Here is an 11,821-nt window from a genome sequence, read left to right on the forward strand (position 1 = left end):
CTTTTGATCTCTGGGATGGATTTTGAGCCATACAGTCACATATTCTTCATACGTATAAACTTTAAAAATGTTTCAAAAAAAGGTAAACTGAATTCAACAACCATAATCATAGCAAAATATGAATTATTTAGGAAAGATAATCCATTTTTATCATACCTATTGTTTGGAGGAATGAATATGCCTACACGCCGCAACATTTATTTTTACCATAAAAGAGACGAAGAAATGATGGAAAAGGTCAGTCCTCTGTACAATCTCGCTAAAGAGCATGACTTTAATATCGTTACTGACTATAGGAAAGCAAATATCATTGTAAGTGTTGGAGGAGATGGAACCTTTTTGCAGGCAGTCCGCAAAACAGGCTTTAGGGATGATTGCCTATATGCCGGAATCTCAACGACAGGCAGCCTTAGCCTTTACTGTGATTTCCATTTGGATGACACGGCAAAAATGGTGGAAGCAATGACGTATGAGCAAGTCGAAGTCAGACGATATCCAACTATTGAGGTAACCATTGATGACCAGACATCCTTTCAGTGCTTGAATGAGTTCAGCATCCGCTCTGCCATTATCAAAACCTTTGTGATCGATGTCTTAATAGATGACCTTCAATTCGAAACCTTCAGGGGGGACGGAATGATTGTGGCCACTCCTACCGGAAGCACTGCCTATAACAAGTCTGTTAACGGATCCGTTGTTGACCCCATGCTTCCATGCATGCAGGTGAGCGAGCTGGCGTCCCTCAATAATAACCGCTACCGCACGCTGGGCTCTTCCTTTATCCTAAGCGGCAGCCGGAAGCTGACCTTAAAAGTCGTGCAGGATGGAAATGACCATCCTACTATGGGGATGGACAATGAAGCCTTAAGCATCCAGCATGTAGAAAAGATTGATGTAAGGCTTAGCGAGAAAATAATCAAAACGGTTAAGCTGAAGGACAACTCTTTCTGGGAAAAAGTTAGAAGAACATTTCTCTAAATCATGAAAAGGAGTTTCGCACTCACTCGAAACTCCTTTTTTTATATCCCGATGCCCCTTGAGCGCTTCCACTTTGCTTCCCAATGGACGAAAAGCTTTGTCCTTGAAATGGAGTAGATAGTCAAAGCCAGCCAAATGAACATAAATGAAAGCAAGTGAAGCTTTGTAAAATGCTCACTGTATACAAACACACCCAGAATTAACGTTAAAGTCGGGGCAATATACTGCAAAAATCCGAGCATGGACATCGGTATCTTTTGGGCTCCTTTCGCAAAGTACAAGAGCGGTATGGCGGTAGCCGCACCAGCTCCTATAAGAAGGAAATCGATGCTTGCTGAAACATGCAGGAAGGCCTGCTTTTCTCTAACAAAGAGAATAACCATGTAAATAAATGCGATCGGTGTTACCATAAGAGTTTCCAGCGTAAGGCCAATGGCAGAATCCACTTTAATGAGCTTTTTGGCTAACCCATAAAGGCCAAAGGACAGAGCCAGGACAATAGCAATCCACGGAAAGCGGCCGTAGCTAATCGTTAAGATCATCACCCCGACAAACGCCAATCCAAAGGATGCGTATTGTGCCGGTGAAAGCTTTTCATTAAAGACCATCATGCCCAACAGGACGCTTACAAGCGGGTTAATATAATAGCCAAGGCTTGCCTCAATCATTTGATCCGTATTAACCGCCCAAATGTATAAAAACCAGTTCGTGCTAATGAGCAGAGATGCTATAATAAGGGCATATAGCTGCTTCCTATTTGTTCTGAACCCTTTTAGAATCGTCACAAAAGAGTTCCACTTCCTTGTGGCCATCAAAATGAACAGCATAAAGAAAAAAGACCAGAAAACCCGGTTCGCCAAAATTTCATCTGCACTGACAGGACTCAAATACTTCCAGTAAATCGGCAGAATTCCCCACAAAAAATAAGCAACCCCTGCATATAGAGCTCCCATTTGCACTTCATTCTTTTTCATTGTCATTGCCTCAATTCTTTCTAGTATCGAAATATTTATATTATAAGATGAACAGAAAAATGTTGGCAATTAATTTTTTCCAAAAGAGGTGCCAGGCACCTGTGCCAATTGGATCAAAAGGCATAGGTACCTGGCCCTTAATTAATTTGCTGCTTCGTATACGAGTTTGCCGCTGATGACGGTTTTGTCTACTGTTATGCCCGCAATCTGCTGCTTTGGCATGGAGAAGATATCGTCTTTTAGTATGGTGAAGTCTGCGTAATATCCTTCTTTAATAACGCCCCTATCATTTTCATGGGATGCCGCATAGGCGCTTCCTTTTGTAAATAAACTGACAGCTTCATATACCGATAGCGCTTCACTTGGATAATAAACGGTCTTGTTCGGATCATCAATATTGGTTCTTGTCACTGCTGCATGAATGCCAAGAAAAGGATTGGCCGGTTCAATCGGGGCATCTGAACCGCCTGCACATGGCACTCCTTCCTCTAAAAGAGTTTTCCATGCGTAGCAATACTCCATGTTCTCTTCACCAATGCGATCAATCACCCAAGGAAAATCAGAAGCTGTGAACCTTGGCTGGATATCCAGGATCAAAGGCAATTGCTTCGCTCTGCCGATAAGATCCTTTCTTAAGATTTGGGCATGGATCAGCCTGTCTCTTCCCACACCTTTCAAAGGATGCTTTTCGATTGCATTCAATGCCATTTCAAAAGCCTGATCTCCTATGGTATGAACGGCTACTGGCATATCATGCTGACGAGCTTTTTCCACAAGGCCATCAAGCTGTTCCTGTGAGTAAATAGCAACTCCCGATGTGGTTGGATCGTCTGCGTAAGGGTGGCTTAATAATGCGGTTCTTCCCCCAAGAGCTCCATCGGCAAAAATCTTCATGGCCCCAAACTCTATATATTCACCTCCGCCCAAAAAGCTTCCACCTGCCTCAGCCATATCCTCAATGACCTCATGATGAACAAGAAGGTGTGCACGAAACAGCATATCTTCTTCCTCAATTACTTGTTTGAAAGCCTGATAAGTATGTCCGAAACCTCCATAATAATTGAGATCCTCGGTATGACCTCCTGTCAGCCCGAGCTTATAGGCGTCTTTTATCGCTGCACGAAGAGCCTTCTTAAGGTAATTGTCCGAAACAGCGGGAAGCACATTGAACAGAAGCTCCTGTGCCTGGTCCTTTAATAGGCCATTAAGTTTCCCCTGTTTATCCTTATCGATCACTCCCCCAGGAGGACACTCAGTATTTTCGGAAATATTGGCCTTTATTAACCCAAGAGAGTTGACTGCCAATGCGTGCCTGCACACACGTTTGAGCATCACAGGGTGATTAGGAACATATTGATCAAGCTCATGGGCATATATCGGTTCAGGCAGATCCCATAAGTTCTCATTCCATCCTTCTCCAATTACCCAGTCCCCTTCTTCAACTGTTTCTGCAAAACGCTTTACAGCTAAGAGAACCTCCTGCTTTGATGTGTATTTTGATAAGTCGAGCCGTATCAGCCTTTCTCCGTGGCCGATCAAATGCATATGGCTATCAACAAAACCAGGAAGCATTGTTCTGCCCTCCAAATCTATTTTTTGCTGGATTTCATTTTTATACTTCTTTTTTAAATATTGGCTGCAGCCAATTTCAATTATTTTGTTTCCCTTTGTTAAGACAGCTTCTGCCTGATGATTTTCATGCTGAAGGGTATAAATCCTTCCCCCGTACCATAGCGTTCCCATAAATCTTTTCTCCTTTACCATCCTAAAATATTAGAAAAGCGCAGTGCGCCTTGTCCACCCCCGACAAGCACAAGACGAGCCTCTCGGAAAGGCGTCCTTTGCCTTTTTGGGCGGCTTGCCCGAAATGTGGAGGCGACTGCCCATTCAAGGAACGCAGACTAAAAGCGCCACGTCCTGTGGCAACGTCTGCATGACCCGCATCCTCCCAAAAGCTAACGCTTTTAGACGTGCGATGCTTATGCTGACGAAGTTTTCCTCATGGAGCTAGACAGTTATCAAAGTTAAAATATTTTACTTTCCTATATAGTAACAAAAATACAGGCGGAATTCCCGCCTGCATTCTTTATGGCAATTTAGTTTTGAGCTGAAGCTGTTGCTTCTTTCTTTCTTAATTCCACACGCATGATTTTACCTGATGTCGTTTTTGGAAGCTCAGATAGAAATTCAATTTTGCGCGGATATTTATAGGGTGCTGTAAGTTTTTTCACATGCTCCTGCAGGTCAAAAACGAGGTTTGGATCGCTCTGGTCAACACCTTCCCTTAATATAACAAAAGCTTTGACAATACTTCCGCGAACCTCATCCGGGCTTCCGACAACAGCACATTCAGCTACATAAGGGTGCTTTACAAGGGCGTCTTCAACTTCAAATGGCCCAATCGTATAGCCGGAACTGATGATGATATCATCGCTGCGTCCTTCAAACCAAAAATAGCCATCTTCATCTTTTTTGGCTTTATCGCCCGTAATATAGAAATCACCGCGGAATTGCATTGCCGTTCTTTCAGGGTCCTTATAGTAGTTCTTAAATAACGCAGGAGTTTCAACATGAACGGCAATATCGCCAACTTCGCCCACCTCGCAAATTTCTCCGTCTTCATTGATAATTTCAACCCTGTTGCCTGGAGTCGGTTTACCCATAGAGCCTGCTTTGAGCTCCATATCTTTCGTGATGCCGACCAACAGGGTGTTTTCCGTTTGGCCATAGCCATCACGCACATTCACATTAAAGTGCTTTTTAAATGTATCTATTACTTCGCGATTTAGCGGTTCACCAGCTGACACAGCACTATCAAGCTCCCGCAGCTTATATTCATGAATATTCTCCACCTTCGCCATGAGCCTGTATTCTGTAGGAGTGCAGCAAAGGACATTAACCTTGTAATCTTCTAAAAGCTGCAAGTATTTCTTCGGCTCAAACTTTCCATTATAAACAAGACCCGTAGCTCCTGAACCAAGAACGGAAAGGAATGGGCTCCAAATCCACTTTTGCCATCCCGGGCCTGCAGTTGCCCAAACTGTATCTCCTTCATTAATGCACAGCCAGTTTGGGGCAGCTGTTTTCAGGTGAGCGAATGCCCAGCCATGTGTATGTACAACCCCCTTAGGGTTTCCAGTTGTTCCAGATGTATAAGATAGAAACGCCATATCATCCTTTGCCGTATCAGCCAATGGCAATTCATCAGAAGCTTTTTTCATTGCTTCGTCCAGCTGAATCCAGCCTTCCGCCTGCCCGCCAACCACAAACTTTGGCACGCCTGCTGCTTCCTGAATATCTTTAAATTGTTCAACATATGGATAATAACTTACAATACCTTTTACATCCCCATGTTTAATTCGGTATTGAAGGTCTTTCGTGCGCAGCATCTCTGAACTTGGAATGACGACAATTCCGGCCTTTAATGCAGCAATGTAGACTTGATAGGATTCAATCAGCCTAGGAACGATAATAAGAATAACATCTCCCTTTTGCAAACCGTTTTCTAAGAAAACGTTTCCAATTTTATTCGCATTACGGATCAGTTCACTGTATGTTACCTCTTTTTTCTGTCCCTCCTCATTTTCCCATTTGATGGCAAGTTTGTCCTTTTCTCTCGCATACCGCTCCATTTCTGATACGAGATTGTATTTCTCCGGTGCAATTAAATCTTCCCGTTTCATTGGATTTCCTCCTAAAAATGTCATTATACTGATGCCTGAATCAAGATGATGTTCTATCAAAATTATTATACTAAATTATTACAAAATTTTAAATTATTTATTTTTTGAAAAATAATTTTTGCACACAAATAAGGAGCAGGAAGAATTCCTGCTCCTTGTAGCCATATTATTAAATTATTTTTGGAAACCGCCTAATTGCTGTTCAGCCATCTGAACTAAACGCTTAGTGATTTCTCCTCCTACTGAACCGTTAGCGCGAGAAGTAGTTTCTGCACCAAGGTTTACACCGAATTCAGTAGCGATTTCATACTTCATTTGGTCTAGAGCTTGCTGTACTCCAGGAACTAGAAGTTGGTTTGAGCTGTTGTTGTTTGCCATGTGATTTCACCTCCTTGTGAGTATAGAATGTGTAGAATCACATGGCCATATTCAAGTTTTTACTGGTAATTGTTTCATTTTTGCAAGTTTTGTAACGTTGCACTAATTTCTGCTTCAATAGCTCTGTCGCCGCGGTCTATTGGGAATCTTCCTTAATGATTTCTTATATGCTTGTTTCAGTATAATTAAAATAAATCCTCGAAAGACTCTTCCTTGCCGGATTGCGGCTTGGTGACCATTTTCTCAGTACCCTCAACTGCTTTTGCAATAAGTGGTTCGAAATCAACAAAGCTTTCAAAATGACGGACTTTATCCCGTTTAGGCTTTGTCTTTGGAGATGCTGGCACAAATACAGTACAGCAGTCTTCAAAAGGCCTTATGGAAATGTCATGTGTATCGATACGTTGGGCGATTTCAATGATTTCCGATTTATCCATAGTGATTAACGGCCTTAAGATTGGCGTATTGGTTACGTCATTAATTGCGTACATACTTTCCAGCGTCTGGCTGGCTACCTGGCCAAGGCTTTCCCCAGTAATGATGGCAAGCCCGTCGTTTTTTCTGCGTATCTCATCCGTAATCCGCAGCATGAGACGCCTTGTAGCTGTCATGGTATAATTTTGGGGAACCTGTTGCTGAATCAGCTGCTGGATTTCTGTAAACGGGACAATATGAAGTGTAACTGCCCCTGTAATCCCCGCTAGTTTTTCAGTAAGATCTATGACTTTCTGCTTTGCCCGTTCACTTGTAAAAGGCGGGCTAAAGAAATGGACAGCTTCCACATCCAGCCCCCTTTTCATCGATAGATACCCAGCGACAGGACTATCAATCCCTCCTGAGAGCATCAGCATCGCCTTTCCGCCAGATCCAGCCGGAAGGCCGCCCGCTCCTTGAATCGTTTCACACGATAAATAGGCAGCTTCCCCCCGAATTTCGATTTGCACATTAATATCCGGCTTTTTTACATTCACCTTTAACCCTGGTACATTTTTAAGCAAATGCCCTCCAAATTCATGATTAAGTTCCTCCGTATTTAAAGGAAAGGTCTTATCCGCTCTCTTTGTTGTAATCTTAAATGTTTTTCCTTCTTCATAATCCTTTAGAAATAAGGCAAGCGCAGCAGCCTTCATCTCTTCCATTTTTTTATTGGTTTTGACAGCGGGGCTGAAAGATTGGATTCCAAACACACTCTTAAGACGTTCAGAAACTTCTTTCCCATCCGAGCCATTCAAAATGATATACATGCGGTCCCTGGATGCTTCAATTTTGATGTCAGGAAAATCATGAAGCACACTTAATATACTTTTCCTTAATTTATCTATAAACTTGTTGCGGTTTCTTCCTTTCGTTGAGATTTCTCCATATCTTATAAGTATTCGATCATAATTTATCATTATTTCATAACCTCTCTTAGCCGATTAACAGTCTCTTTTACTGCTGCTATAAAAACGGCGGCTTCTTCTCGTGTGTTTTCATATGTTAAGCTAATCCTTACAGCACTTTTTGCATCTTTTTCAGGCACTCCCATCGCAACCAGAGTGCTGCTGGCAGCCGCCTTCTTGGACGAGCAGGCACTTGTTGTTGACACATAAATATCCTTCTCTTCAAGAGCGTGGACAAATACCTCTGCTTTAAACCCTTTTACGGAGAAATTAATAATATGAGGAGCCGCATGAATGTCAGGCGTATGGACAGCAATGCCCTCCATCTTTTCGAGTTCCTCCATCAAATAGTTTTTAACAGACAAGAGCTCATCCAAATATCTTTCCTTATTATTCAGCGTAATTCTTAACGCTTTTGCCATTGCCACAATCCCGGCGACGTTTTCCGTTCCGCTTCTCTGCTTCCATTCCTGATTGCCTCCGGAAAACAGCGGTGACAGGCGAACGCCTTCCCGAATGAAAAGTACCCCATTCCCCTTTAAGCCGTGAAATTTATGGGCGGAAAGGGTGCAAAGGTCTATATTGGCTTCATAAAAATCCATAGGAACCTTGCCAATACCCTGTACATTATCAACATGGTAAATAATTTTTGAATGCTTTTTCACGAGCTGCCCAATTTCTTTAATTGGCTGAATTGAACCAATCTCATTATTTACATGCATAACGGAAACTAAAAAAGTTTCCGATGTTATCGCCTTCTCAATTTCCTCAACGCTAACAATGCCTCTTCTGTCCGGCTGGACAAATGTAACGCGGAAGCCAAGTTCCCGCAGCTGCTCCATGGTTTCACGGACTGAAGCGTGTTCAATTGCGGTTGTAATAATATGGCGGCCTCTGTTCCGGTGCATTAAAGCCGTGCCCTTTATAGCCAGATTATTGCTTTCGGTTCCTCCTGAGGTAAAATAAATCTCACTATGCCGAACATCTAGCAATTGGGCTATTTGCTCCCTCGCATGCATTAATAGCCTCTCTGCCTGACCGCCAATGCCATGCAATGAGGAGGGATTGCCGAAGAAATCCGAAGATACTTTTATATAAGAATCGAGTACTTCCTTATATGGTTTTGTTGTTGCACTGTTATCAAAATAAATCATGGTCTTCTCCTTCCGTTCCGAAAACCTTTTTGCCAACTGTAAATCATATCATAACCCAATCGGAATGAAAACTTTAATATAAAATTCACAATGAAATTTATACAAGAAATGCACTTTATAAAATTATTCAAATTCAGACTTTTTTATTAAATGAATGGACTTTTTTTCAATGTGGAAGGCTGATAAGTATCAGCCTTCCTTAAACGGAGATGTTATCATAAAATACAAAATATTAAGACTTCATTTATATTCGACAATTTTCTCACTACCTATGCTAATATGAAAAATGTTCTAAACATTAAGATATAGAAACATCTTCAGGAGGATATATATATATGGATACTAAAACGCTAACATCGAAGCAGATTCTGGCGGTAGGGCTTATGTTATTCTCTCTATTCTTTGGGGCCGGGAATATGATTTTTCCTCCATTCCTGGGACAGGAAGCCGGAACAAACGTATGGACGGCTATTATTGGATTTTTAATTACTGGTGTTGGTTTGCCGCTCTTAGGAATTATTGCAATTGCTAAGAACGGGGATTTGCAGACAATTGCAAGCCGTGTTCACCCCGTCTATGGAATCATTTTTACAGTCATCATGTATTTGGCCATAGGACCGTTTTTTGGAATCCCGCGTACGGGGACTGTAGCATTTGAAATAGGGGTTATTCCGTTCTTGTCTGAAACCGCTTCCAGCAGTGGGGTTTTTCTGCTGCTATACACCGTTATCTTTTTTGGCATTACAGCTTGGCTTTCTTTAAATCCAACGAAATTAGTGGATAGAATTGGCAAAATTTTCACACCCATACTGCTGCTTATTCTTGCTGTCCTTGTGGCGAAAAGCCTGATTACACCGCTTGGCAATCTTAACACTCCGCAGGGAGCATATGCGGACGGCCCATTTTTCAAAGGGTTCATTGATGGATATTTGACCATGGATACGATCGCAGCCCTCGTATTTGGGATTGTCGTTATTGGTTCAATAAAGGGAATGGGCATTACAAACAAACAATCACTTATGAAAATATGCATTACAGCCGGATTGATTGCTGCTTCAGGACTGGCAGTCGTTTATCTTTCCCTTGCTTATATAGGCGCATCCAGTCTTGAAACTTTAGGGAAAATGGAGAATGGAGGCGCTATTCTTTCCGGATCTGCAAAATACTTATTCGGTTCTGCCGGAGCAGCGATACTGGCACTGGCCATTACAGTTGCATGCCTGACAACTTCAATCGGTCTTGTATCTGCTTGTGCACAGTATTTCTCGAAGCTTCTGCCGAAAGTTTCTTATAAAGCGATTGTCATTTTCCTCTCTCTGTTCAGCATGATAGTTGCAAATATTGGATTAACACAATTAATTCAGATTTCCTTGCCAATATTAATCATGATCTATCCTCTGGCAATCGTACTGATTCTGTTATCCTTTATGCATAATGCATTTAATGGATATTCATTTGTGTATATTGGCGCTTTAATTCCAACAGGTCTGATCAGCTTTTTAGACGGATTAAATACAGCCGGAATAAATGTTTCTGCCATCGTGGATTTTCTACAGTTCCTTCCTTTTTTCGCTCAGGGGATAGGCTGGCTAACACCGGCAATCACTGGGGCCATAATTGGCTACTTCATTGCACTGGCAGTGGGAGAATCTAAGAAAACGATACCTGTACAAGAATAAAAATTTACATAAGAAACCCCAATGGCGGCTTTAAAGCCGCCACCATCTACAATGAAAAAAATTCATCTCCTTCCCCAAAAGAAGTCTAACCCACAAAACCACTGTCCATAATGATCGTACAATACAACCAGGCTGAATGCTTTTTTGGTAGGTCTTCCGCGAAGATACCCTGTATAAGAAACTGGTTGTGACAGTATTGAAGAACCATTTACTGTACGAATAGTACGTATACAAAATTTTTGCATCATTTCTACTGTCACCTGTATTGTTAATTTATTTTTTGAGGTGATTCTCCTATGGAAGCGATGATTGAACGGTGTGCAGGCCTAGATGTACACCAAGAAACGATGGTAGCTTGTGTATTATTTGGACGATTAGACAGAAAGCCAGAAAAAACAATTGAAACGTTTGAAACTACGACAACGGATTTATTGGCATTAAGTGATTGGTTATCTGAACGTGAGGTAACCGATATGGTTATGGAAAGTACCGGGGTCTACTGGAAACCCGTATGGAATATCCTCGAAGACACTTTCCGATTAGTTCTTGCAAATGCACGACACGTAAAAAATGTTCCAGGACGCAAAACCGATGTGAAAGATGCCGAATGGTTGGCGCAACTTTTACGATGCGGACTTATTGAGAGCACATTTGTCCCACCAGAGGATATTCGCGATTTACGCGATCTGACTCGCTATCGAAAAAAATTAATTCATCATCGTACCTCGGAGCGAAATCACATTCACAAAATTCTTCAGGATGCCAACATCAAACTAACCTCGGTTCTATCAAATATTTTAGGTGTTTCAGGACGTAAGATTCTTGAGGCAATTATCAACGGTGAAAAAATTGAAACCAAACAGCTACACGAACTGGTGGATAAGTGAACAAAAGCAAGTATTGCAGAGATTGCAAGTGTCATCAATGGACGGATGCGCCGTCACCATCGTGATATGTTGAGTTACCACTGGGATCATATGAATTATCTAGAAAAAACAATTGAAGAGTTGGAAGAACAAATTGACAATCTTCTGTCTCCATATCGTAAACAGGTAGAATTGCTAGACACCATCCCAGGTGTAAACAAGAACGCAGCCGCCACATTTATCGCCGAGATGGGGGTTGATATGTCTGTAGTTAAATCCTCCAAATATCTTGCTTCATGGGCTGGTGTTTGTCCCGGAAACAACGAAAGCGCCGGTAAAAAAAAACAAACAAAACCACACAAGGAAATAAAGCCTTGAAAACGATGGCTGTCGAATGCGTCCTGGCTACTTCAAGACAAAATAAGCGAATTTCGTCCCATAGGAAAAGGATTAGTAAACGTCAAGGAAAAATGAAAGGGCGCGTTGCTTCCGCCCATTTAATTTTAACAATCGCTTACAACATTTTAAAAACAGGTGAACCCTATCAAGAACTAGGACCAGATTACCTCAAAGAGAAAGAAAAACTAAAGAATTAAAAATGATCGAATACTTAAAAAGGAAAGGTTATACAATCGCAAATTCACAGGAAATCGCTTAAATACTTTTATTGGTGATCAATTATAAAACGACATATCTCCCCTTCAAAAAAAATCAGAAAGTGAAGGGT

General features: G+C 41.7%; 11 protein-coding genes. 5 read left to right on the forward strand and 6 right to left on the reverse strand.

What is annotated here, in order from left to right; translation table 11 throughout:
• The first annotated feature begins 177 nt into the window (after positions 1-177).
• The gene (locus NCCP133_RS03230; protein WP_264803515.1) at positions 178-978 is read left to right on the forward strand and encodes an NAD kinase; all 801 of its coding nucleotides are present in this window, start codon (positions 178-180) and stop codon (positions 976-978) included.
• 41 nt (positions 979-1,019) lie between these two features.
• On the opposite strand, the gene rarD is transcribed toward NCCP133_RS03230, so the two are convergent.
• From rarD to NCCP133_RS03260, 6 genes are all read right to left on the reverse strand, one after another.
• Complete coding sequence (rarD, locus tag NCCP133_RS03235) at positions 1,020-1,952, reverse strand: EamA family transporter RarD (protein WP_264803516.1); 933 nt, start codon at positions 1,950-1,952, stop codon at positions 1,020-1,022.
• A gap of 141 nt (positions 1,953-2,093) precedes the next feature.
• The gene (locus tag NCCP133_RS03240) at positions 2,094-3,695 is read right to left on the reverse strand and encodes an amidohydrolase (RefSeq protein WP_264803517.1); all 1,602 of its coding nucleotides are present in this window, start codon (positions 3,693-3,695) and stop codon (positions 2,094-2,096) included.
• Positions 3,696-4,048: 353 nt separating this feature from the next.
• Positions 4,049-5,635, reverse strand: coding sequence for an acyl-CoA synthetase MbcS (gene mbcS / locus NCCP133_RS03245; RefSeq protein ID WP_264803518.1), 1,587 nt, complete (start codon positions 5,633-5,635; stop codon positions 4,049-4,051).
• 174 nt (positions 5,636-5,809) lie between these two features.
• A complete protein-coding gene (locus NCCP133_RS03250) occupies positions 5,810-6,013 on the reverse strand; it encodes an alpha/beta-type small acid-soluble spore protein (RefSeq protein ID WP_159863440.1) in 204 nt (67 codons plus the stop codon).
• Positions 6,014-6,198: 185 nt separating this feature from the next.
• Positions 6,199-7,404 (reverse strand): tRNA uracil 4-sulfurtransferase ThiI, encoded by a 1,206-nt coding sequence (gene thiI, locus NCCP133_RS03255; protein WP_264803653.1) that lies wholly within the window; start codon positions 7,402-7,404, stop codon positions 6,199-6,201.
• A gap of 2 nt (positions 7,405-7,406) precedes the next feature.
• A complete protein-coding gene (locus NCCP133_RS03260) occupies positions 7,407-8,549 on the reverse strand; it encodes a cysteine desulfurase family protein (RefSeq protein WP_264803519.1) in 1,143 nt (380 codons plus the stop codon).
• Positions 8,550-8,884: 335 nt separating this feature from the next.
• Between NCCP133_RS03260 and brnQ the strand changes: the two genes are divergently transcribed.
• From brnQ to NCCP133_RS03280, 4 genes are all read left to right on the forward strand, one after another.
• On the forward strand, positions 8,885-10,228 hold the full coding sequence (gene brnQ / locus NCCP133_RS03265; RefSeq protein ID WP_264803520.1) for a branched-chain amino acid transport system II carrier protein: 1,344 nt from the start codon (positions 8,885-8,887) through the stop codon (positions 10,226-10,228).
• A gap of 296 nt (positions 10,229-10,524) precedes the next feature.
• Positions 10,525-11,115: an IS110 family transposase gene (locus NCCP133_RS03270; protein WP_264803521.1), complete on the forward strand. Its 591-nt coding sequence runs from the start codon at positions 10,525-10,527 to the stop codon at positions 11,113-11,115.
• A gap of 90 nt (positions 11,116-11,205) precedes the next feature.
• Positions 11,206-11,472 carry a transposase gene (locus tag NCCP133_RS03275; protein ID WP_264803522.1) on the forward strand — a complete coding sequence of 89 codons (267 nt, stop codon included), beginning with the start codon at positions 11,206-11,208 and terminating at the stop codon, positions 11,470-11,472.
• Entirely contained in the window at positions 11,469-11,690 is a 222-nt protein-coding gene (locus NCCP133_RS03280) for a hypothetical protein (RefSeq protein WP_264803523.1), read from the forward strand. The genes NCCP133_RS03275 and NCCP133_RS03280 overlap by 4 nt, the downstream gene beginning before the upstream one ends.
• Positions 11,691-11,821 lie beyond the last annotated feature (131 nt).

It is taken from the genome of Cytobacillus sp. NCCP-133, from assembly GCF_026011715.1.
Lineage (GTDB): Bacteria > Bacillota > Bacilli > Bacillales > Cytobacillaceae > Cytobacillus.